Origin of the sequence: Mycolicibacterium pulveris, assembly GCF_010725725.1 — a bacterium.
Taxonomy (GTDB): Bacteria; Actinomycetota; Actinomycetes; order Mycobacteriales; family Mycobacteriaceae; genus Mycobacterium; species Mycobacterium pulveris.
On the sequence record NZ_AP022599.1, the window covers coordinates 2,840,221 to 2,863,504 of the forward strand.

At 69.6% G+C, this 23,284-nt stretch carries 16 protein-coding genes and 1 tRNA gene; 10 read left to right on the plus strand and 7 right to left on the minus strand.

All coding sequences use genetic code 11. The features are described from left to right. Positions 1 to 91: 91 nt before the first annotated feature. Positions 92 to 1,678, minus strand: coding sequence for an adenylate/guanylate cyclase domain-containing protein (locus G6N28_RS13735; RefSeq protein ID WP_163901086.1), 1,587 nt, complete (start codon positions 1,676 to 1,678; stop codon positions 92 to 94). An 82-nt stretch (positions 1,679 to 1,760) separates the two neighbouring features. On the opposite strand from G6N28_RS13735, the gene G6N28_RS13740 reads away from it, so the two are divergent. The 3 genes from G6N28_RS13740 (at position 1,761) to G6N28_RS13750 (ending at position 4,098) form a co-directional block, all read left to right on the plus strand. Further along, positions 1,761 to 2,981 (plus strand): DNA polymerase III subunit delta', encoded by a 1,221-nt coding sequence (locus tag G6N28_RS13740; RefSeq protein WP_163901089.1) that lies wholly within the window; start codon positions 1,761 to 1,763, stop codon positions 2,979 to 2,981. A gap of 51 nt (positions 2,982 to 3,032) precedes the next feature. Continuing rightward, positions 3,033 to 3,108, plus strand: a tRNA-Thr gene (locus G6N28_RS13745). A gap of 345 nt (positions 3,109 to 3,453) precedes the next feature. Continuing rightward, the gene (locus tag G6N28_RS13750; RefSeq protein WP_163901090.1) at positions 3,454 to 4,098 is read left to right on the plus strand and encodes a hypothetical protein; all 645 of its coding nucleotides are present in this window, start codon (positions 3,454 to 3,456) and stop codon (positions 4,096 to 4,098) included. A gap of 35 nt (positions 4,099 to 4,133) precedes the next feature. Here G6N28_RS13750 and G6N28_RS13755 read toward each other — a convergent pair whose 3' ends face one another. The 5 genes from G6N28_RS13755 to G6N28_RS13775 are packed head-to-tail and all read right to left on the minus strand — an operon-like array spanning position 4,134 to position 13,408. After that, a complete protein-coding gene (locus tag G6N28_RS13755; protein ID WP_179962198.1) occupies positions 4,134 to 5,900 on the minus strand; it encodes a hypothetical protein in 1,767 nt (588 codons plus the stop codon). A gap of 7 nt (positions 5,901 to 5,907) precedes the next feature. Beyond that, entirely contained in the window at positions 5,908 to 6,885 is a 978-nt protein-coding gene (gene galE / locus G6N28_RS13760; RefSeq protein WP_163901092.1) for a UDP-glucose 4-epimerase GalE, read from the minus strand. A gap of 57 nt (positions 6,886 to 6,942) precedes the next feature. Beyond that, entirely contained in the window at positions 6,943 to 8,184 is a 1,242-nt protein-coding gene (locus G6N28_RS13765) for a hypothetical protein (protein ID WP_163901094.1), read from the minus strand. Continuing rightward, complete coding sequence (locus tag G6N28_RS13770; protein ID WP_179962077.1) at positions 8,181 to 9,494, minus strand: M1 family metallopeptidase; 1,314 nt, start codon at positions 9,492 to 9,494, stop codon at positions 8,181 to 8,183. Before G6N28_RS13770 ends, G6N28_RS13765 begins: the two co-directional genes overlap by 4 nt. Continuing rightward, on the minus strand, positions 9,491 to 13,408 hold the full coding sequence (locus G6N28_RS13775) for a Pls/PosA family non-ribosomal peptide synthetase (protein WP_163901096.1): 3,918 nt from the start codon (positions 13,406 to 13,408) through the stop codon (positions 9,491 to 9,493). Before G6N28_RS13775 ends, G6N28_RS13770 begins: the two co-directional genes overlap by 4 nt. 310 nt (positions 13,409 to 13,718) lie before the next feature. On the opposite strand from G6N28_RS13775, the gene G6N28_RS13780 reads away from it, so the two are divergent. Together G6N28_RS13780 and G6N28_RS13785 are read left to right on the plus strand one after the other, a co-directional pair. Continuing rightward, positions 13,719 to 14,747 (plus strand): TerC family protein, encoded by a 1,029-nt coding sequence (locus G6N28_RS13780; RefSeq protein ID WP_163901098.1) that lies wholly within the window; start codon positions 13,719 to 13,721, stop codon positions 14,745 to 14,747. Positions 14,748 to 15,018: 271 nt separating this feature from the next. Beyond that, on the plus strand, positions 15,019 to 16,296 hold the full coding sequence (locus G6N28_RS13785; RefSeq protein ID WP_163901101.1) for an acyltransferase family protein: 1,278 nt from the start codon (positions 15,019 to 15,021) through the stop codon (positions 16,294 to 16,296). Between the two features lie 28 nt (positions 16,297 to 16,324). Here the strand turns inward: G6N28_RS13785 and ppa are convergent, their stop codons facing one another. Then, positions 16,325 to 16,873 carry an inorganic diphosphatase gene (gene ppa, locus G6N28_RS13790; RefSeq protein WP_163906240.1) on the minus strand — a complete coding sequence of 183 codons (549 nt, stop codon included), beginning with the start codon at positions 16,871 to 16,873 and terminating at the stop codon, positions 16,325 to 16,327. A gap of 38 nt (positions 16,874 to 16,911) precedes the next feature. On the opposite strand from ppa, the gene dacB reads away from it, so the two are divergent. From dacB to G6N28_RS13815, 5 genes are all read left to right on the plus strand, one after another. After that, the gene (dacB, locus tag G6N28_RS13795; protein WP_163901103.1) at positions 16,912 to 18,288 is read left to right on the plus strand and encodes a D-alanyl-D-alanine carboxypeptidase/D-alanyl-D-alanine endopeptidase; all 1,377 of its coding nucleotides are present in this window, start codon (positions 16,912 to 16,914) and stop codon (positions 18,286 to 18,288) included. Further along, positions 18,285 to 19,352 carry an Rv3626c family coenzyme F420 biosynthesis-associated protein gene (locus tag G6N28_RS13800; protein ID WP_179962078.1) on the plus strand — a complete coding sequence of 356 codons (1,068 nt, stop codon included), beginning with the start codon at positions 18,285 to 18,287 and terminating at the stop codon, positions 19,350 to 19,352. The genes dacB and G6N28_RS13800 overlap by 4 nt, the downstream gene beginning before the upstream one ends. Continuing rightward, positions 19,331 to 20,293 (plus strand): tRNA lysidine(34) synthetase TilS, encoded by a 963-nt coding sequence (gene tilS, locus G6N28_RS13805; protein ID WP_163901105.1) that lies wholly within the window; start codon positions 19,331 to 19,333, stop codon positions 20,291 to 20,293. Before G6N28_RS13800 ends, tilS begins: the two co-directional genes overlap by 22 nt. Before the next feature lie 11 nt (positions 20,294 to 20,304). After that, a complete protein-coding gene (gene hpt, locus G6N28_RS13810; RefSeq protein ID WP_163901107.1) occupies positions 20,305 to 20,925 on the plus strand; it encodes a hypoxanthine phosphoribosyltransferase in 621 nt (206 codons plus the stop codon). Between the two features lie 86 nt (positions 20,926 to 21,011). Further along, on the plus strand, positions 21,012 to 23,228 hold the full coding sequence (locus G6N28_RS13815) for a molybdopterin oxidoreductase family protein (RefSeq protein ID WP_163901109.1): 2,217 nt from the start codon (positions 21,012 to 21,014) through the stop codon (positions 23,226 to 23,228). Positions 23,229 to 23,284: the final 56 nt, after the last annotated feature.

Here is a 23,284-nt window from a genome sequence, read left to right on the forward strand (position 1 = left end):
CATTCGGGCGGGAAAGTGCGAGTGAGAACCACCAAAACGTCGATCTCGGCGCAGGTAGTCGGCGCAGGTAATGGGGCTCGGGCGCGGGTGGTCAGGTGCGCACGTCGGCGTCGACCGTCTCCGGTGACCGATTCACCGGCCGGGCCAACTGCGTCGGCACAGTGCGACCCCGAAGCTCCACGACCTCGCCGACGTCCCAGCACAACGCCTCCGCGTCGAGCGCCCCGCTGACCGCGACCGCCGACGCCAGCACGTGGCCTTCCTCGAGCTTGGCAAGCTCGGTCAACCGGGCGGCCTCGTTGACGGGGTCACCGATCACCGTGTACTCGAAGCGGGCCTTGGCGCCGATATGGCCGGCGATCGCGCGTCCCGCGGACACCCCGATGCCGAACTCGGCCTGCCCCAACACCTCGACCAGCTCGTCGTGCAGCTCCCGCGACGCCGCCAGCGCCGCTCCGCACGCGTCGGGATGCTCGATCGGCGCGCCGAAGATCGCCAGCGCGGCGTCGCCCTGGAACTTGTTGACGAATCCGCCGTGGCGGTTCACCGTGTCGACGACAACGCGGAAGAAGTCGTTGAGCAGGTTGACGACGTCGGCGGCGGGAATGGTCGCGGCCAGCTGCGTAGAACCGACGAGGTCGACGAAAAGCACTGCCACGTCCCGTTCCTGGCCGCCCAGCTCGGTGCCGCGTTCGAGCGCGCGACGGGCCACGTCCTCGCCGACGTAGCGACCGAACAGGTCCCGCAGCCGCTGCCGCTCGGCCAGATCGCGCACCATGTCGTTGAATCCGGCCTGCAGCAAACCCAGTTCGCTGGCGTCGTAGATCTGCATGTGGGCGTTGTAATTGCCGCGCTGCACTTCGCCCAGCGCCCACCGCAACTGCCGCAGCGGGTCGGCGATCGACATCGCCACCAGCACCGTGCCCGCCAACCCGACCACCAGCGCGGTGATGGCCAGGATCAGGATCGGCGTGGTGAGGCTGCTGGCGGGTGCGGTGAGGATCCCGAACTTGCTGGCCACCACCGCCAGCACGATCGCGAGGATCGGCACGGCGGTGGACAGCACCCACGTCATCACCTGGCGCAGGATCACGCCCGGCGCGCGGAAGTTCTCCGGAACACCGCCGCGCAGCGCGGCCACCGCCACCGGGCGCAGAATCCGCTCGGACTGCAGGTAGCCGATGATCGCCGTCGCGGTGGCGCCCAGGCCGCTGGCCACCGCGATCACCGGCGCCGACCGGCTGGCCACCGGCCAGCTGGCGACGATGAACACGATCGAACCGAGGAACCAGTTCATCACGTTGATCAGCGACCGGTAGTACGGCATTTTCAGCGCCCTGGTGCGGGCCAGCTCGGTCTCGGCCGGATCCCGGTCGCCGAGCAGCATGTCGCGGCGCTGCCAGCGCATCACCGGGATCAGCAGCCGCAAGCTCAGATACGACGCGACGGTAAACGAGACGAACAGAAAGCCCAAGAACACCGCGAGGTTGAAGACCGGCAGATCCTGCAGCTGCAGCCGGTCCTCGGGCGGCAGGCCGAAGCGCAGAAAGCTGACCACCAGCAGCGCGCCGATGATGTCGGCCTGCAGCATGCCCAGCGTGAACACCGGCCACGGCGTACGCGCCACCCAGCGGACGAACGCACTGATCCGCCCGATCGGTATTGCTTCCGAGGCCACGCGTCAACCGTATCCGGCAACGGCGACGCAGACGCGGGCTGTGCGACGCACGTGTCGGTTCGCAGCACTACTGTTATCGGCGATGACGGGTGTGTTTTCGCGTCTGGTCGGCCAGCACGCCGTGGAAGCCGAGCTCGTGGCCGCTGCGCAGGCCGCGCGCGGTGATACACCTCACAGCCGGGTGGCCGGCACAGCCACGCCACACACCATGACCCACGCGTGGCTGATCACCGGCCCGCCCGGATCGGGCCGCTCGGTGGCCGCGTTGTGCTTCGCGGCGGCGTTGCAGTGCACCTCGGACGGGGTGCCCGGCTGCGGCACCTGCCGCGCCTGCACGACGACGATGGCGGGCACCCATGCCGACGTGCGGCGGATCATCCCCGAGGGGCTGTCCATCGGCGTGGACGACATGCGCGCGATCGTGCAGATCGCCGCGCGCCGCCCGTCGACCGGACGTTGGCAGATCGTGCTGATCGAGGACGCCGACCGGCTCACCGAAGGTGCGGCGAACGCGCTGCTCAAGGTGGTCGAGGAGCCGCCGCCGTCGACGGTGTTCCTGCTGTGCGCCCCGTCGGTGGATCCCGAGGACATCGCGATCACGCTGCGCTCGCGATGCAGGCACGTGGCGCTGGTGACGCCGCCGGTGGATGCCATCGCCCGCGTGCTGATCGAGACCGACGGGCTGCCCGAGCAGCAGGCCCGGTGGGCGGCGTCGGTCAGCGGCGGCCACGTCGGCCGGGCGCGACGGCTGGCCACCGACGAGGACGCCCGGACGCGCAGGCAGCGGGCGCTGGGGTTGGCGCGTGACGCCGCAACGCCGACGCGGGCATACGCGGCGGCCGAGGAGCTGGTGGCGGCCGCGGAGGCCGAGGCCTTGGCGCTGACGGTCGACCGCAACGAGTCCGAGACCGAGGAGTTGCGCACGGCGCTCGGCGCCGGCGGCTCGGGCAAGGGCACCGCGGGCACACTGCGCGGGACGGCGGGTGCGATCAAAGACCTTGAGCGACGCCAGAAGTCACGGCAGACCCGGGCGTCGCGGGACGCGCTGGACCGTGCGCTGATCGATTTGGCCACCTATTTTCGTGACGCGCTGCTGGTGGCCACCGAGGCGGGGGACGTCCAGCCCAACCACCCGGACATGGCCGACCGCGTCGCCGCGATGGCCGCGCACGCGTCCCCGGAGAAGCTGCTGCGCTGCATCGAAGCGGTGCTGGACTGCCGCGAGGCGTTGGCCGTCAACGTCAAGCCCAAGTTCGCCGTCGATGCGATGGTCGCCACCGTCGGCCAGGCGCTGCGCGACTGAGTTGGGTCCGCGGCCGGGCCTGCCGTAGACTCGTGCCGCCGTAAACGGCACGCCACCTTAGCTCAGTCGGCAGAGCGGCTCACTCGTAATGAGCAGGTCAGGAGTTCGATTCTCCTAGGTGGCTCCATCGCCGAGTTGGCCGCCGGACACCCCGGCGGGGCCGGCGCCGTGAGCGATGCCCTCGGCGATCTCCTCGTCGGTGAGGCCGTGGCGGGCGATCTGGCAGTGGACCTGCGCGAGAGTGCGGCACGGATCTATGGACCGGCGGGCGGCTCGGCATATCCCAGGAGCACCAATTTGAATGCAAACCTCTTTTGCTCCGCGATACCGATCCACGACAGACGCCTCCAGCAAACGTGGCGGCATAGCAAATTCGGCGCTCGAGTCGGCAGGCGGTCGAGGCACGTCAGACCTCCCGAAGGCGGCACATTCAGTTATTCAGAACGTCTATGACGCGGCGTCGAGCGGCGATGTGCTCGGCGCGTTGGGCGCGATCGTCGCCGCCCCGGCGATCGTGCTCGACGGCTTCCTGAACGGATGGGGAGTGGATGGCGGGCTGATCAGTGCCGGCCTGGGCACGATCAGCACCCTTCTGCAGATCCGCGACATGATTGCCGATGCGATCACGTCGGCCGCGGCCACCGGGGGTCTGACGGAAGTCGCCACTGTGCCCGCGTCCGCCGCCGCCACGCTGGCAGGGTCCACCACATCGGAGGAGCCGGCGATGATGAACGCCTCCGCGCAAGCCGGACTCGAAACGTCGGGCGACGATGGTTCCGACGCAGCGGAACCCGCCGGTGACGACGGTGAAGCGGGCACGGATCCGACCGAAAACGGCGGGGCCGCAGTCGACCTCGCCGACGAGGACTCCGCCGAGGAAGGTCCTTCCGAGGAGAACACCTCCGAGGAGGAATCCACGGACCCCGAAGACGACGCGGATGTCGGCGAACTCGACGGCGATGCCGGCCAGGACGACGACTCGGAGGCGTCCGATGACCCGGCCGGCACCGATGCTGGCGACAAGCAGTCCGGCTCGGATGACAGCGATACCGGCAGCGCCGACGGCGGTTCGGGCGGAGGCTCGGGCTCCGACGGTGGTTCGGGCGGAAGCGAATAGCACCCGACAATCGGTCAGGCTCTCCGGCCGGTCGGCTACCTCGGTGCGACGAACCCGACCGGTCCCGAGGCGATGCACACCGACAGCGCGGCCGTGGTCGCGCGCACGTCGATCGCGTCGCCCGCCCCGGCGAGCCGGACGTACACCCGGTTCAAGCCGGGCCGCACCGGCACCTTGACCTCGCCGCCGTCCGACAGCGCCATCGTCATCGAGCCGTCGCTGTTGGCGAGGTAGTTGATCTCGGCCGTCCAGTCCGCGGGCAGCAGCGGGCCGTCCAACGGCATCCGGACCGGCGCATCGGGCTGCACCAGATACCCGCAGTTGGGCTCGGGGCCTTCGGTGATGCTGCGCACCCAGGTGACCTTCGCGTCGACGACATGCCCGCTGCTGTCCAGCATACGCAGTTCTGTTGTCGCCGAAGCGAATTCAGGTCGGTCGCGCAGCAGGGCGAACATGCGGCTGGCCCGGTTCTCCGGGCCGACGACCCGCTGCAGCACGAGCGGATCGACCTCCTGGTCGAGCATCGGTGCGCTCGACGTCCGGGCGGCTTCGGCCAGCCCCGCCGTCGCGTTGCGCAGGTACGGACGCGCCGGGTTGTCGCGCCAGCTGGTCAGAAACGTCGAGGTCGAGTACAGGCTGCTGGCCACGAACGCCACCGCCAGCGCGCACACCGTGACCGTGCGGGCGCGCGAGGCGTCCAGCCAGCCCGAGCCGGCCCGGTTCGGTGCGCACAGCCCGACGGCGGCCAGCAGCGCCAGCACCACAACGAGGTCGGGCAGATACCGCAATGTCTGCGCCAACTCCAGCGCGGTGAACTGTGACGAGCGCATCAGATAGATCGGGATCTGACAGGCCGCCGCATAGCCGACGGCCACCAGCCACACCGGGGCGATGCGCTGCTTGCGGACGACGCTCACCGCCACCACCGCGGCCAACGCCACCCAGCCCAACACCATCACCGTCACCGGCGGCGTTCCCCACGGCGAGGCCGGCGCCCACCGCTGCCAATTCCACGGCCCCCCAACCAGGCCCGGAACGATTCCGTGCGTCACCGAGCGGCTCAGCAGATCCCACGTCATCGCCACGTCACCGCTCCACCGCTTCTGGTCCACCACGACGAGGTACACCACGACCCAGCCCGCCGTCACCGCCAGGCTCGGCACCCACAGCCGAATCCCGCGCCGCCACACCGTGGTTACCGATCCGGTGGCGGTGACGTGGGCCAACAGCGCGGCGATCGTGAACGCGACGAACGGGATGACCGCGGCCTTCTCGAAGAACAGCAGACCGCCGAGGAACACCAGCGTTCCCGTCACCGCATACCGCCGATTTCCGGTGCGCACCAGTAGGATCGCGTCCCCGCACACCCAGGCCAGCGCCGCCAGCATCGGCAGCGAGTTCAGCGCCGCCGCCCACCACGCGAACCCGGGCACGGCCAGCGGGGTGAACAACGCGAACGTCAACGGCGCCAGCAGCACTGGGCGCCAGCCGAGGATGACATGCAACGTGCGCAGCAACGCCAGCGAGGCCAGCAGCTGCAGCATCACCATGCTGATCGCAGGCCCGATCCAATTCAACGGGGCCAAGCGGGTGATCCCGCCGGCCAGCAGGAACGCCGCGGGCATGACGTGGCCGTCGTGGTCGTCGAACAGAAACCGCGGCGACAGCAGGTTGTGTGTGCCGGCCCGGCCGATCAGGATCAGGTCGTCCCAGTAGAAGTAGCCGCCGAACGCCAGCGTCGCCCGGATGGCCAGCTGCACCACGATCAACGCCACCGCAGCGCAGGCCACCCGGTTGCGCAGCAGATACCTACCCCGGATAGGCCTCTCCCGCCTGCTGACGGGCGACCCACGCCGACCGCACCATCTCTTCGAGCGAATGCCGCATCCGCCAATCCAGGTCGCGGGCCGCCAGGTCCTTCGACGCCACGATGCGGGCCGGATCGCCGGGCCGGCGCGGCCCGATCGTCGGCTCGAAGTCGACGCCGGTGACCTCGCGGATCGCGGTCATGATCTCGCGCACGGAGGTGCCGCTGCCGCTGCCGAGGTTGTACACAACCTCGACGGGCTCACCGGCGGCCAGGCGCTTGGCCGCGGCGACATGCGCGAGCGCCAGATCCGACACGTGGACGTAGTCGCGCACGCAGGTGCCGTCGGGGGTGGGGTAGTCGTCGCCGTTGATCCTGGGTGTCTCGCCGCGGTAGAGCATGTCGAAGACGACGGGGAACAGGTTGTGCGGGCTGATGTCGAACAACTCCGGCGAACCGGAGCCCACCACGTTGAAGTAGCGCAGGCTGGTGTGCCGCAGATCGGTGGCCCGCGCGACGTCGCGCACAATCCACTCGCCGACCAATTTGCTTACCCCGTAGGGTGATTCGGGTGCGGTCGGCGTCTGCTCGGTGACGATGTCGACGTCGGGGGTGCCGTAGGTGGCGGCGCTGGAGGAGAACACCAGCTTGTCGGTGCCGGTCGACGTCATCGCGGTGAGCAGGTTGACCATCGCCGTGACGTTCTGTTCGTAGGTGCGCAGCGGTTCGCGCACCGAGACGCCCGCGTACTTGAACCCCGCGATGTGGATGACGCCGGAGACGTGGTGGTCGTGCAGCGTCTGCGTGACGAGTTCGGTGTCGAGCAGGCTACCGCGCACCAGCGGCACACCCGCCGGGACGAATGCCTCCAGCCCGGTGGACAGGTCGTCGATCACCACCACCGCCAGGTCGGCGTCGCGCAGCGCACGCACCACGTGGGAGCCGATGTACCCGGCTCCGCCGGTCACCAGCCACGTCATCGGTTCTCCCTCGCGCTCGATGCAACTCGCACCCCGGCAGCATAGGTGCGGCCGCCGTCACCGGGTGCTCTTGGCCAGCGCAACCAGGTGCACGGCGATGCCCACGAGCGGCCCGCACAGCAGCGCGATCACCGTGCGGGTTCCCAGCGGAAGCGGAAGCAGCAGCAACAGCGTCGAGGCGACCGTCGCCGACACCCAGCCCAGCGAGTACGCCCGGTGCAGGGCCGCCGCGACCGCCGCCGCACCGGTCAACGTCAACAACGCGATCGCCACCGCCGCGGCGGTCAGCCAGGCCAACAGGGCGCCGTCGGCCAGGTATTCGGGTCCGAACGCGGTGCGCAGCAGCCACGGCCCGAACACTCCGGCGGCCAGCACACCCACCACGCCCACGCCGGTCACCACGGCCGCCGGTGCCGCCAGCGCGCGCATCCGTTCGGTGCGCTGATCGACGAAGTGCGCGATCAGGTTGCCCTGCATCGCGGTGAGCGGAACCAGAAGTGGCGCGCGGGTCAGCGTCACCGCCAGGATCACCACGCCGCCGGCGGCACCCAGCTCGCCCGTGGTGGCCTTGAGCAGCACCGGAAAGCCCATGACCAGGATCGCGCTCGCCCCCGCCGCGGCGATCGAATGCGCCGCGCCGCGCAGAAACGTCGCCGTGCCGCCGGGGGTGCGCAGGGCGGCGGCTTCCCGGGTGGCCGGCGAAACGGCCAGCATGATCAGCCAGGCCACCGCACCGGCCACCGTGGCCCACAGATAGCCGACCAGGGCCCAGCCGACGACGAACGTCGCCGCGGCCACGATCACCCGCAGCCCGGCGTCAGTGACCATCAGCGCTCCGTAGGCGGTCCACCGATTCAGCCCGGCGAGCATGCCCAGCAACGCGGCGTGCAGGCAGAATCCGGCGAGCCCGACGGCCAGCAGCGCGACGCTGAGCCACCGCGACTCGACGAACACCTGCGCCGACCACAGCGGCGAACTGGCGACGATCAGCGCGGCCGCCGCGACCCCGACCAGGGCCGCCACCCGCATCGGATGGGTGCGCGGACCCTCGACGACCTCGACGTAGCCGGCCGAGCGCACTTCCCGGGTGGCTTCCTGCAGCAGGCCGAACGCGGCGCCGGTGACCAAGCCGAACGCACCCCAGAACACCCCGAACACCGCGAAACCGGAGGGCTCCAGATCGCGCGCGGCCAGGTATAGCACCGCGTATCCGCACAGCGCCGACGCCGCGGTGGCCACGCCGACCCGGGCGACGCTGCCTCGCGTGACGGGCCCGGTGGGCGTGGCGGCGTCGGTCACGACGACGGTTCCAGGGCGGGCAGTGCCTGCGCGTACAACCAGGCCTCGAACAGGGGGCGCAGCGACGCGTCGGTGTAACGCGACGCCAGCGCGGTGAAGTCGTCGGTGACGACGGTGCCGTGCCGGTAGCGCTGGGTCCAATCCCGAAGCAGCGCAAAGAAGTTGCCGTCGCCGATGCGGCGCCGCAGCGTGTGCAGCGTCAGCGCGCCGCGCTTGTACACCCGGTCGTCGAACAGGTCGGTGACCCCCGGATCGGCCAGCACCAGATCCTGCGGAGCTTCGGCCAGCCGGTGGTGGTAGTGACGCGCCCACTCGTCGGCGCTTCGGCCCCCGGAGTGCTCCGACCACAACCACTCGGCGTAGCAGGCGAACCCCTCGTGCAGCCAGATGTGTTGCCAGCGTTCGACGGTCACCGAGTTGCCGAACCATTGATGGGCCAACTCGTGGGCGATCAGCCGCTCGGCACGGCCCCGCCCGGTGCAGTGGTTGGCTCCGAAGATGGAGATACCTTGTGCTTCAAGGGGTATCTCGAGGTCGTCGTCGGTGACGACGACAGTGTATCCGTTGGCGAGCGGATACGGCCCGAACAGCTCGCAGAACAACTCCATCATCTGCGGCTGGCGGGCGAAGTCGGACGCGAAGTTCCCGCGCAGCCGCTCGGGCAGCACCGCGTCGATCGAAACGCCGTTGTCGGACACCGCATGCCGGTCATACCGTCCGATCTGCAGCGTCACCAGGTACGTGGAGGTCGGCTCGGGCTGTTCGTAGGTCCAGGTGGTCATCCCGGCGTGCGCCCGCCGACTGACCAGCTCGCCGTTGGCGACGACGTAGTATGGGCTCTCGGTGCGGATTCGGACGCCGACGCCGGCCTTGGCGCTGGGCTTGTCGTCGCACGGAAACCATGTCGGCGCCCCGTTGGGTTGGCCCGCGACCAGTGCGCCGTCGGTGAGCTCCTCGAATCCGACGTCGCCCCAATGGGATCGGATCGGCCGCGGGTGACCGCCGTAGCGCACGACGATCGTGATCGCGGTCCCTGCGGGCAGGCTCTGCGCCAACGTGATGTGCAGTTTGCCCCCCTTCGTACGGAATTTGGCCGGGCGCGCATCGTTGACGGCCACCTTCGACACCCTCAGCGCCTCGGACAGATCGAGCGTCAAGGTGCGCAGTGCCGTCGAGGTCACCGCGGTGATGGTGGCCGTTCCCGACAACCGGTTCGTCGCGACCTTGTATTCGAGGTCGAGGTCGTAGCGTGAGACCCGATAGCCGGAATTTCCGCCGCCAGGCAGGTAAAGATCGATGGTCTCCGTCACGCTGCGGTGTCTTCTGACTTCTTGGCCTTGGCCCGCGATTTGCCTTCACGTTTGGCGCGCGCAGCATTCCACGGCGCGATCGGGTTGCCCAGCCACCGGGTGAAGGCGGGCACCTTGTCACCGCGCATGACCAGGGAGGCGGGGCCGACGGTGGCGCCGGCCCCGATGCGCGACGCGGGCAGCGCGACGCAGTGCGGCCCCAGCGTCGAACCTTCCTCGAGCGCGACGGTGTCCAGCGCCATGATCCGGTCGTGAAACAGGTGCGTCTGCACCACACAGCCTCGGTTGACGGTCGCCGCGTCCTCGATCGTGACCAGATCGGGTTCGGGCAACCAGTACGTCTCGCACCACACCCCACGCCCGATGGTTGCGCCCAGCGCGCGCAGCCACCAGTTCATCATCGGTGTGCCGCTGGCCGACCGGACGAACCATGGCGCGGCGACGGTCTCGATGAAGCTGTCCGACAGCTCGTTTCGCCACACGAACGAGGACCACAGCGGATGCACCCCGGCGTCGACCCGGCCCACCGCCGCCCATTTCGCGGCGACGGCTGCGGTGCCTGCGACCGCTCCGGCGGCCAGTAACACCACGCCGCCGGCCAACGCCGCCCACAGCCAACCGAACTCGGTGACCAGCCACTGCAGCCCGAGCAGCACCGCGACACCGATCGCGAACGTCACGATCACCGGAACGATCCGGCATGCCTCCACCATCGCGCGCAGTGCCTTCAGGCGCGGCGGCGGATCGAACGTGCGATGTGTGTCCGCCTGGGCGGGCCTGCGCCGCAACCGAACCGGCGGGCTGCCCAACCACGACGACCCGGCCTTGGCCTTGGGCGGTGCAGCGGACAACACCGCGACCAGGCCGTCGTCGGGCACCTTGCGTCCCGGCCGGGCGATCGCGGAGTTACCGAGGAACCCGCGCCTGCCGACCCTGGCCTTCGCCACGTGCAACCAACCGCCTCGCAGCTCGTAGGACGCCACCATGGCGTCGTCGGCCAGGAACGCCCCGTCCTCGATCACCGTGAACTTCGGCGTCAGCAGCGCGGTCGAAATCTCGGTTCCGCGCCCGACTTTGGCGCCGAGCGCGCGCAACCACCACGGTGTCAGCAGGCTCGCGTACAGCGGGAAGAGGTAGGTGCGGGCGGCGTCCATGAGCCGCTGGGTGGCCCACATCTGCCAACCCACGCGGCTGCGCACCGGGTGATATCCCTCGCGCAGCCCGACCGATAGCACCCGCACCCCGATGAGCGTCAGCAGCGCGTAGGTGAGCACCGCGACCAGCGTCGCCGGCGGCGCCCACAGCAGCGCGGGCGCGATCGCCGCGGTCACCGAGTCGGTGTCGCGCACGGCCCACCCGATCACGGCCAGCCCGGCGCCGAGCGCCAGCAGCGGCAGCCCGCCCAACAGCATCGACGTCACGCCGTAGACCGCGGCCCACAGCGGCGCCGCGGGCGGGCGGTGCTCGGGCCACGGATGACGGACCTTGCCCGACTTCGTCGCGGGCGAGCCCTTCCAGTACTGACCGTTCTTGACCTTGCCGTGCACGCCGGAACCCGGTGCCACATCGGCGTTCTTGCCGACGACGGCCCCGGCCATCAGCGTGGTGCGCGCGCCGACGCTGGCATCGTTGCCGACCGTGATCGGGCCGACGTGGAAGTCGTCCCCGTCGATCCAGTGCCCGGACAAGTCCACCTCGGGTTCGACCGCGCTGCGGTGGCCGAGTTTGAGCATCCCGGTCACCGGCGGGGTGGAGTGCAGATCGACGCCCTTGCCCACCCGGTTGCCGAGTGCGCGCGCGTAGTACACCAACCATGGTGCGCCCGCGAGGTTTTCCGCGCCGCTGGCCTGCGCCAGCCGTTCGGCAAGCCACACCCGCAGATGCACGGATCCGCCGCGTCGGTATGTGCCGGGTTGCAGCCCGCCGATCAGCATCCTGGCGCCGAGCGCCGCGATGCCCATCCGGCCCAGCGGGGTGACGAACAGCACGAAACCCGCTGCCACCCACCACCAGTCGATCGGTCTGACCCACGGCACCGCACCGGCCGCGATGTTGTTCGCGAGCGCCAACCAGACCACCCACTGCAGCCCGGTCAGCGTCGCCAGCGGCAACGACAGCGCCAGCTGAGCCGCCCGGGTCGGAGCCGACACGGGTTGGACCGTGCGCCGCTCGGCCGCCGGGGGCGGCTCGAGCTCGTCGAGGTAACCCGCGAACGACCCCAGCCGGGGTCGGTCGTAGAGGTCACCGACGGTCACCTGCGGATAGCGTTCGCGCAGCGCCGACACCAACTGCGCCGCGGCCAGCGAACCGCCGCCGAGCGCGAAGAAGTCGGCGTCGGGATCTGTGACCGGCGCCGCCAGCACCTCCTGCCACAATTCGGCCACCCAGCGCGCCGCACCGGTCAGGTCCGTCGTCTCCTCACCGGTGCCGCCGGGCAGCGGCCAGGGCAGCGCGTCGCGGTCCACCTTGCCCGACGTGCGCGTCGGCAGTTCGTCGACGCGCACCAGCCGCGGCACCAGCGCGGCAGGCAGCGTCTGGGCCAGACTCGAGCGGGCAGCGGCGAGATCGAACGACGGATCGGTGCTGACAACGTATCCAACTAGAACCGTTGTGCCGCTTGCGGTTTGACGCACTGCGGCCGCGCCGCCGCTGACCCCCGGCAGGTTGACCAGCGCGGCGTCCACCTCGCCGAGCTCGATCCGGCGGCCGCCGATCTTGACCTGCTCGTCGGCCCGGCCCACGAAGTACAGGCCGTCGGATTCCAACCGCACCAGATCCCCGCTGCGGTAGGCGCGCGACCACACCAGCGTCGGCATCGGCGCGTACTTGTCGCGGTCCTTGTCGGGGTCGAGGTAGCGGGCCAGGCCAACCCCGCCGATCACCAGCTCGCCCACCTCGCCGTAGGACACCGGCTCACCTCGGGCGTCCACCACGGCCAGATCCCACCCGGGCAGCGGCATGCCGATGCTCACCGGGCCGCGCCCGTCCAGTTTGGCCGCGCAGGCGACGACGGTGGTCTCCGTCGGGCCGTAGGTGTTCCACACCTCACGCCCGTCGACCGCGAGCCGCTCGGCCAACTCCGGCGGGCAGGCTTCACCGCCGAAGATCAGCAGCCGCACCGCCTCCAGCGCCTCGGCGGGCCAGAGCGCCGCCAGCGTCGGCACGGTCGAGACCACGGTGATGTCGCGGGAGACCAGCCACGGCCCCAGATCCACCCCGCTGCGCACCAGCGAGCGGGGCGCGGGCACCAGGCAGGCGCCGTGGCGCCAGGCCAGCCACATCTCCTCGCAGGACGCGTCGAACGCCACGGACAGCCCGGCCAGGACCCGGTCGCCGGGACCGATCGGGTTGTCCCGCAGGAAGAGCTGCGCTTCGGCGTCGACGAAGGCCGCCGCGCTGCGGTGTGTCACCGCAACACCTTTCGGTGTGCCGGTGGACCCCGACGTGAAGATGATCCAGGCGTCGTCTCGGGCCAGCGGCCGTACCGCGCGCCAGCCCCGTGACGAGCCGGGCCCGCGGACCAGGCCCTGTTCGGTGATGATGGCGACCACGTCGGCCTCGGTGAACACCAGCTCGGCGCGCTCCACCGGATCGTCGGCGTCCACCGGCACGTAGGCGGCGCCGGTGGCCAGCGTCGCCAGGATCGCCACGTACAGCGCGTAGCTGCCCGACGGCATCCGGATGCCGATGCGGTCGCCGCGGCCGATTCCGCGGGCGGCCAGCCATTCGACGGTTTCCTCGATGTCGGCGATCAGTTCGGCGTAGGTCAGCTGCACGGTGCCGTCGTCGAGCGCGGGCGCATCGGGGTAACGGTCTGCGGTCTCGTAGAGGATGTCGATGAGCGTGCGTGGTGCGGGGGCGTACGACGACAGCGCGTACTGAGGGGGCACCTCCGGAACATAATCCCCAGTCACGCCTACAAAGTACTAAGCCGACCCGGCCGTGCCCCGGTGCCGCACGGTGGCTGAGCACAATTGTGATCACGGCGCCGACGGGGCCGCGACCGCCCGTCGGCGGGGGGTGTAACCGCTGGTGCCGTGGGTACTCGTCGGTTCGAATTTCGCGTCGGGGCCACTGCCTGGCAGACTCGCCGTCGGAGGGGAGTATTCCTTCGTCGCGGTATCGTCATCACGTCGCCCGTCATCGGGCGACCGGTACCGCGGGCCGACACGACGGGTCGTGGCGGTGGAAGAGACCTCCGGCGCTTTGACGACCGGAGGTTATGTGAACGTAAGCGGACTCGAGTGGGCGATCACGCTGAGCGTGACCATCGCCGTCTTGCTGTTCGACGTGGTTGTCATCGGCCGGCGCCCGCACGAACCGACCCGGCGCGAAACCGGAACGTACCTGTCGATCTACATCGGCCTCGCGGTGGCGTTCGGGCTGTGGACCTGGTTCTTTCACGGCAGCCAGTTCGGGTTGGAGTTCTTCGCCGGGTGGCTCACCGAATACAGCCTCTCGGTGGACAACCTGTTCATCTTCTTGATCATCATGGCCAGCTTCAATGTGCCGAGGATCTATCAGCAGCAGGCACTGCTCGTCGGCATCATCCTGGCCCTGATCTTCCGCGGCATCTTCATCGCGCTCGGCGCCGTCGCGATCAACCAGTTCTCTTGGGTCTTCTACATTTTCGGGGCGTTCCTGCTCTACACCGCGGTGGGCCTGGTGCGCGACACCGATCACGACGACGACGCGGAGAACCGTGTGGTGCGCTTCGCCCGCAAGCACATGAAGTTCACCGACACCTGGGACGGCCTGCGGCTGTGGGTGCGGGAGAACGGCAAGCGGGTGATGACGCCGATGTTCCTCGTCATCGTCGCGCTGGGCACCACCGACCTCATCTTCGCGCTGGACTCGATCCCGGCCATCTACGGCCTGACCCAGGAGCCGTACCTGGTGTTCACCGCGAACGTGTTTGCGCTGATGGGGCTGCGGCAGCTGTACTTCCTGCTGGGCGATCTGCTCAAGCGGCTGGTCTACCTGTCGCAGGGGCTGGCGTTCATCCTCGCGTTCATCGGCGTGAAACTGGTGCTGCACGCGTTGCACGAGAACGAGGTGCCGTTCATCAACGGCGGCGAGCATGTGGCGGTGCCGGAGATCCCGACGCTGGCCAGCCTCGGCGTCATCGTGGTGACGCTGATCGTCACCACCGTGGCCAGCCTGTACAAGACCCGGATGCACGACGTAAAGAAGAACGTCGCCGAGGCGAGCGCGGACGAACCCGAACCGGAGCCGCATCCCCGCCAGGGTTAGCTGCGACTAGGTAGCGCGGCTAAAAATGCTGTTGGTCGATCCGATTTTCGCGTGCGAAATATAACTGGTGATTAGCGCAGCAAAATCTGCGCCCGCCGAGGCGTTTCACGGCCATTCTTTGGCGGCGGTTGTTTGGGAAATTTGGTTCGCGGATTCGGGGCGTTGGTCTTACTATTACGGCGCGTTTGCTGTCCGGGTACTCCCGATCATCGTCGAAGAAAGTGGGGGCCTTCGTGTGTGACGTCGCTTCTGGCGCCGAGCGTCGACGGCGATGACGACCGAGGCGACCAAGGGCGCCGCGCCGTCAGCGCCATCGACAAGCCCTGACCTCGATCGAAAAGCCAAGAGAGCACGGATAATCGGCCTCGACGGCGTCCGGGGTCTGCTGTGCCTGAGCATCGCGATCACCCACGTCACCGGCTACTACACGAAGAACACCGCCGACACCTGGAAGACCAACTTGTTCGGCTTTTCCCTGGTGTATTTCTTCGTGCTCAGCGGTTTTCTGCTGTTCTTGCCGTACGTGCGAAATCTCGTCGCCGTAGATCGGCGGGTTCGCATGCCGAACGTGCGGGATTACACGATCCACCGTCTCGCCCGAATCATGCCGGCGTACCTCGTGATTTTCTTGATCGTCAATTTTGTATTGCGGCTGTCCTATCGCGAGAACGCGGCATTGATGCCCGACGACGCACGCACGGGAATCGGCATGATCACCGATCCGGGCGAGTTGCTGGCCAATCTGGCGCTGGTGCAGACCTACTTTCCGGCCTACATCCAGACCGGCATCGGCCCGTCATGGTCGCTGACCCTGGAGTACGCGTTCTACCTCACGCTTCCGCTGCTGGGCTGGGTGATCTTTCGGATGCGCCGCCGCGCAGGGCGCGACCCGTACCTGGTGGCCCTGGTGGCGCCCGCCATCCTGCTGGGCGTCGGGGTGCTCGGCCGCGCGTTGACACCCCTGGTCAACCGGTACGCGGGCGCCTCCGACTTCATCCTGCTCAACTGGGGCCCGAACATCGCCGCGGTGTTCACCAGGAGCCTGTTGGCCAACGCCGACAACTTCGCGATGGGCATGTTCGCGGCGGTGGTGTTCGTCGCGATCGAGCACGGCGCGCTGGCCGACCGGGTGGCTCGACGGGTCCGGGTGCTCAGCGCGGCGGCGATCCTTCCCGTCCTGATCGTGGGCGCCGCGCTGTTCGCGGTCGCGGCGTCGTTCGTCACCGCGGTGGTCGGCGTGGTCGCCGCGCTGATGATCCTCGTCGTCGTCGTTCCGCTGGCGCGCGGGCAGAAGTCCAAGCTGGCACGCGCCCTCGATGTGCGGCCGATCCGCTACGTCGGCGAGATCTCGCTGTCGGCGTATCTGTGGCACTTCCCGCTGCTGCTGTTGCTCGGCCAACTCGGCTGGATGGCCGGCGACACGTTGCCGGGCATGCTCTACAACATCGCCGTCCTGCTCGGCGTGACGGTGCTGGCCGCGAGCGTGACCTACTACCTCATCGAGAAACCGGCGATGAACTACGCCAGGTCGGTGCGGGCCACCCGTTGACGCCCAGCGCACGCGGCGGCTGAGCCGCTCAGTGCGCCTGGGTCTTGAACCGATCGATCGAGGCTTTGACCTCGGCCTCGGCCTTGTCGCGGCCGACCCAGTCGGCGGCCTTGACGTACTTGTTCGGCTCGAGGTCCTTGTAGTGCACGAAGAAGTGCTTGATCTCCTCGAGCACCTGCTCGGGCACGTCGGCGAGGTCCTGGATGTGGTCCCAGCGCTTGTCGCCCGCCGGCACACAAAGCACCTTGTCGTCGCCGCCGGCCTCGTCGGTCATCTGGAACATCGCCACCGGGCGCACCTCCACCAGGCAGCCGGGGAACAGCGGCTCGGGCAGCAGTACGAGGGCGTCCAGCGGGTCCCCGTCCTCGCCGAGGGTGTCGTCGATGAATCCGTAGTCGGTCGGATAGCCCATCGAGGTGTAGAGGTAGCGGTCCAGCTTCACGCGTCCGGTGTCGTGGTCCACCTCGTACTTGTTGCGTGAACCCTTCGGGATCTCGATGACTACGTCGAACTCCACCGGCGGCTCCTTGCCCTGTGCAAACGGTCTTGCGGTCGGGGAACACCCTAATGGAGCGATACCCTGCTGTACGGGGCGGTCGACAGATCAGGAGAGCTATGCGGCCCACGAGGTGGGGGCCATCGACCCATGTGCTGGTCGGGGTGGCGGTGCTGGTGCTGGTCGCGGTGGTGGTTGCCGCGGCGGCCGTGCTGACGACGGGACATACCGACGCGGCGGCGATCAAGCCGACGCCACCCGCGGCCACCGCCGCCCCGGGCGTCGTCCCGGTGTCGGACTCCGCGCCCAAACCCCGGCCCGACCTGCTGGCGACCGTGCTGGCCCCGGCGCTGGCCGACCCCAACCTCGGCCGCTTCACCGGCCGGATCGCCGACGCGATCACCGGCGCGCAGCTGTGGGAGCAGGGCGCCGACGTGCCGATGCAGCCCGCGTCGACCAACAAGAGCCTCACCGCGGCCGCCGCCCTGCTGGCCCTCGACCGCAACGCCCGGCTGACCACCCGGGTGTTCACTGGTGACAAACCGGGCGTCGTGGTGCTCAAGGGCGGCGGTGACCCGACATTGTCGGCAGCGCCCAAAGGCCAGGACACCTGGTACCGGGATGCCGCGCGCATCAGCGACCTGGCCGAGCAGGTGCGCCGGGCCGGGGTCGACGCGACCGCCGTCGAGGTCGACGTCAGCGCCTACACCGGGCCGACCATGGCGCACGGCTGGGATCCCGCCGACATCGAGGGCGGCGACATCGCGCCGATCGAGCCGGTGATGCTGGATGCCGGCCGCACCCAGCCGGTCAGTGTCGACTCGACACGGTCGAGAACGCCCGCCCTGGACGCGGGCCGCGCGCTGGCGGTGGCGCTGGAAGTCGACCCGGCGAAGGTCACCGTGTTGCCCGGCCCCGCGCGCGGCGGCAAGGAGATCGCCGCGGTGCAGTCGCCTCCCCTGATCAACCGGTTGCGGGAGATGATGAACGCCTCCGACAACGTGATGGCCGAGGCGATCGGCCGCGAGGTGGCCGCCGCCGTCGGTGAACCCCAGAGTTTCGACGGCGCCGCGGCCGCGGTGCTCGGACAGCTGAAGGCCGCGGGGATCGACACCACCGGAGCGCGCCTGTTCGACTCCAGCGGGCTGTCCGTCGACGACCGGCTCACCGCCAAGACACTCGATGAGGTGGTCGGTGTCGCGGTCGGCGACCAGCAGCCGCGGTTGCGGCCGCTGGTGGACCTGATGCCGATCGCCGGCGGCAGCGGAACCTTGTCCAACCGCTTCCTCAACACCGAATCCGGCAGGGAGGCAGCGGGTTTCCTGCGCGCCAAGACCGGGTCGTTGACGGGAACCAACACACTGGCGGGCTTTCTCACCGACGCGAGCGGGCGGGTGTTGACGTTCGCCTTCATCTCCAACGAAGCAGGCCCGATGGGGCTCGTCGCGCTGGACACCCTCGCCGCGACCCTGCGGTCGTGCGGGTGCAGCGCATGAGCCCGGCCACCGAAACCAAGGTCACCGTCGGGCGCGCCGTCGACTGGGAATTCGCCGCCACCGTCGGCGCCAGGCTGGCCAGGCCCGGGCCGGTCACCACCGACTACACGCGTCACCAGGCCATCGAGCAACTCAGCGAGGCGTCGCGGTCGGCCGAAGTGCCCGTGCGCGAGGTCACCGGGCTCACCGAGGGCGGCGACATCCCCGACGCGCGCATCGTCGACCGCGCACAATGGGTGCGCGCCGCCACCGACTCGATGCGAGTGATGACCGGCGGGCGCGACGACGACGGGCGCCCAGGGTTTCTCACCGGCCGGATCACGGGCGCGCAGACCGGTGCCGTGCTGGCGTTCGTGTCCTCGGGCATCCTCGGCCAGTACGATCCGTTCGGCGCGAACGGCGGCGAGCTTTTGTTGGTATACCCCAACGTGATCGCGGTGGAACGCCAACTGCGGGTGCAGCCCTACGACTTTAGGCTCTGGGTATGCCTGCACGAAGTCACCCACCGGGTGCAGTTCCGGGCCAACCCGTGGCTGGCCGACCACATGTCACGCGCGCTCGCGGTGCTCACCGACGAGACGCAGAACGACGTCACCGAGGTGATCGGCAGGCTCGCCGAATTCGTCCGTGGCAAACGTGCGGATCCCGAAGGCAATGCCGCCGAACCGAATTCGGCCGGTGTGCTCGGGTTGCTGCGCGCGGTGCAATCGGAGCCCCAGCGCGAGGCGCTGGACCAGTTGCTGGTGCTGGGCACGCTGCTGGAGGGGCACGCCGACCATGTGATGGACGCCGTGGGCCCCGCGGTGGTGCCGTCGGTGGCCGCCATCCGGCGCCGCTTCGACGAGCGCCGCCGCCGCAAACAACCGCCGCTGCAACGGCTGGTGCGTGCGCTGCTGGGGTTCGACGCGAAGCTCAGCCAGTACACCCGCGGCAAGGCGTTCGTCGACCACGTCGTGTCCACTGTGGGGATGGACCGGTTCAACGCCGTGTGGTCGGGGCCCGAAACCCTGCCGCTGCCAACCGAAATCGATGAGCCGCAACGATGGATCGACAGGGTGCTCTAGCCGCGCTGCACAAGGCGGTCACCGTGTTCGCCCGTGACTTCTGCGCAGCCGACGAGCGCTGGTGCGTGGCGCTGTCGGGCGGCGCCGACTCGCTGGCGCTGACAGCGGCGGCGGCGAAGGTGAAACCGACCACCGCGTTGATCGTCGACCACCAGCTGCAGCCGGACTCCGCCGTGGTGGCCGCAACCGCACGCGACCAGGCGCTGATGCTGGGATGCGTTGGTGCCGAGGTGATCCGCGTCGACGTCGGTACCGAGGGCGGCCCGGAGGCCGCCGCACGCACCGCGCGCTACCGGGCGCTGGACGACGCCCGCGACGGCGCACCGGTGTTGCTGGGCCACACGCTCGACGATCAGGCCGAAACCGTGCTGCTGGGGTTCGGCCGGGGCTCCGGTCCGCGCTCGATCGCCGGAATGCGGCCCAACGACCCGCCGTGGGGCCGCCCGCTGCTGGAGGTGCGCCGCAGCGTGACGCGACAGGCGTGCACGGAGCTCGGCGTGACGCCGTGGCAGGACCCGCACAACCGCGACCCGCGGTTCACCCGGGTGCGGCTGCGCACCGAGGTGTTGCCGCTGCTCGAGGACGTCCTCGGCGGTGGTGTGGCCGAGGCGCTGGCGCGCACCGCCGCGGCGTTGCGCGCCGACACCGACGCGCTCGACGAGCTGGCGCGCCAGGCGCTGACGGAGGCCAGCGTCGACGCGGGGCTCGACACGTCGCGGCTGGCCGCGCTGCCGGAGGCGATCCGGCTGCGGGTCATCCGCGGCTGGCTACTCACCGGCGGCGCCGGCGGCCTGACCGCCAAGCACATTCGCGGGGTGGACACCCTGGTCATGGCGTGGCGCGGGCAGGGCGGTGTCGCGGTGGGGTCGCCGCTGCGCAACCAGCGGCTGATCGCGACGCGTCGCGACGGCGTGCTGCGGCTGCACGTCGAACCGGTCTAGGGCACCGCGCCTTGGTCGCCGGATCGATCGCATGGCACTCTGTGGGCGTGGCTGAGCAATCCACCGAGCTGTACTCCGGCGACATCAAGTCTGTGCTTCTTCCGTCCAACGAGATCCAGGCAAAGGTCGCCGAGCTCGGCGCCCGCATCGGCGACGACTACCGCGCAGTCGTCGCTCCGGGCGGGCAGGATCTGCTGCTGGTCACCGTGCTCAAGGGCGCGGTGTTCTTCGTCACCGACCTGGCGCGCGCGATCCCGCTGCCCACGCAGCTGGAGTTCATGGCGGTCAGCTCGTACGGCTCGTCGACGTCGTCGTCGGGGGTGGTGCGCATCCTCAAGGACCTCGACCGCGACATCCACGACCGTGACGTGCTGATCGTCGAGGACGTCGTGGACTCCGGGCTGACGCTGTCGTGGCTGCTGCGCAACCTGGCGTCGCGGCGGCCGCGCTCGCTGCGGGTGTGCGCGCTGCTGCGCAAGCCCGACGCGGTGCGCGCCGACGTCGACATCGCCTATGTGGGTTTCGACATTCCCAAGGAGTTCGTCGTCGGCTACGGCCTGGACTACGCCGAGCGCTACCGCGATCTGAACTACATCGGCACGCTGGATCCCAAGATCTACGAACAAAGCTAGGGCTCCAAAAGCGCCCAAACGGACAAACGGGCGTCAAAGTGCGAGAAGAATCGTGCAAAACCTCGATTTCGGCGCAAGATGAGGACATGGCTCTGCGGATCTGCCCGTTGTGCGAGGCCACCTGCGGCCTGACGTTGACGATCGAGGACGGCCGGGTCACCGGCGCGCGCGGGGACCGCGAGGACGTCTTCAGCAAGGGGTTCATCTGCCCGAAAGGGGCGAGTTTCGCCGAACTCGACAATGACCCCGACCGGCTGAGCCGCCCGCTGGTGCGGCGCGACGGCGAGCTGACCGAAACCAGTTGGGAAGACGCGTTCGAGACGGTTGCCAATCGGCTAGGCACGGTCGTATCCGAGCACGGCGGGCCGTCGGTCGGCGTGTACCTGGGCAACCCGAACGCCCACACCATCGCCGGCGCCCTCTACCCGCCGCTGCTCGTGCGGGCGCTGGGCACGCGTCAGGTCTACTCGGCGAGCACCCTGGACCAGATGCCCAAACACGTCGCGCTGGGCCTGATGTTCGGCAGCCCCGTCGCGTTCACCGTCCCCGACCTCGACCGCACCGACTACCTCGTCGTCATCGGCGCGAATCCCCTTGTCTCCAACGGCAGTTTGGCCACCGCCGCCGACTTCGGCGGCAAGCTGCGGGCGCTGCGCAAACGCGGCGGCCGCCTCGTCGTCATCGACCCGGCCCGCACCCGCACCGCAGAACTCGCCGACCGCCACCTCGCCCCCCGACCGGGCACCGACGCGGCGCTGCTGTTCGCCGTCGTGCACACCCTGTTCGACGAGGACCTGGTCGACCTGGGCGCGCTGGCGGGCTCCGTCAACGGCGTCGACGACGTGCGTGCGCTGGCCGCCGACTTCGCCCCGGAGGCCGTCGCGGCGTACTGCGGTGTGGCCGCCGACGACATCCGCCTGCTGGCCCGCGAGGTCGCGGCGGCGCCGTCAGCGGCGGTATACGGCCGAATCGGAACGTCCACAGTCGAATTCGGAACGATCGGCAGCTGGCTCGTCGACGTCGTCAACGTTCTGACCGGCAACCTCGACCGGCCCGGCGGGGCGATGTTCCCGCTGTCGCCCGTCGCTCCCGCGCCGCGACCGCCCAAGGCCGGCCGCGAATTCCGCACCGGCCGATGGCACAGCCGCGTCTCGGGACACCCCGAAGTGCTCTCGGAGTTTCCGGCCGCCGCGCTGGCCGAGGAGATCGAGACCCCCGGCAAGGGGCAGATCAAGGCGCTGATCACCATCGCGGGCAACCCGGTGCTGTCCGCGCCCGACGGCGAACGCCTCGACCGTGCGCTCGACGGCCTCGACTTCATGCTCGCTGTCGACCCGTACCTCAATGAGACCACACGCCACGCCGACGTCATCCTGCCGCCCCCGCCGCCGTCGCGCAGCGCGCACTTCGACTTCGCGCTCAACAACCTCGCGGTGCGCAACAACGCGAGGTACTCACCGCCGGCACTGCCGCTGGGCGAGCGTCCCGACGAAGCCGAGATCCTGGCACGTATCGCGTTGATCCTGTATGGAATTGGTGCCGATCGTGATCCCGCACTGGTCGACGAGCAGGTGATCGCCACGACGCTGACCGCCCAGACCGCGGACCCGCACTCACCCGTGGCCGGGCGCCCCGTCGACGAACTGACCGCGATGCTCGAGGACGGTCCGGGTTACGAGCGGCGTCTCGACATGATGCTGCGCCTCGGCCCCTACGGTGATGCGTTCGGCGCCAAACCCGACGGGCTGACGCTGGCCCGGCTCAAGGCCGCCCCGCACGGCATCGACCTCGGCCCGCTGCGACCGCGGCTGGCCCAGGTGCTGCGGACCTCAACGGGCCGAATCGAACTCGCCCCGCGCGCGTTGACCGCCGATGTGCCGCGGCTGCGAGCGGCGCTTCGCGAACGCGCCGACGGCTACCTGCTCGTCGGACGGCGGCACCTGCGCTCCAACAACAGCTGGATGCACAACCTGCCCGCGCTGAACGGCGGCACCAACCGGTGCACGCTGCGCATTCATCCCGACGACGCCGCCGAACTCGGGCTGACCGACACCGACGTCGCCGTCATCAAGGGCCCCGGCGGCGAGCTTTTGGCGCCGATCGAGTTGGAGCCGGGCATGCGCCGTGGCGTGGTGTCGCTGCCGCACGGCTGGGGGCACGACCGCGGCGGCACCGGACAGAAGGTCGCATCAAGCCGCCCGGGCGTCAACGTCAACCAGCTCAACGACGGAAACCGGCTCGATCCGCTGTCGGGAACCGCTGTGCTCAACGGCGTTCCGGTGGACATTGCGCCCGCAGGCTGAGCCTTCCAGCGCTGAGCCGCCCAGCGCTGAGCCTTCCAGCGCGAGCAGACGTGAAA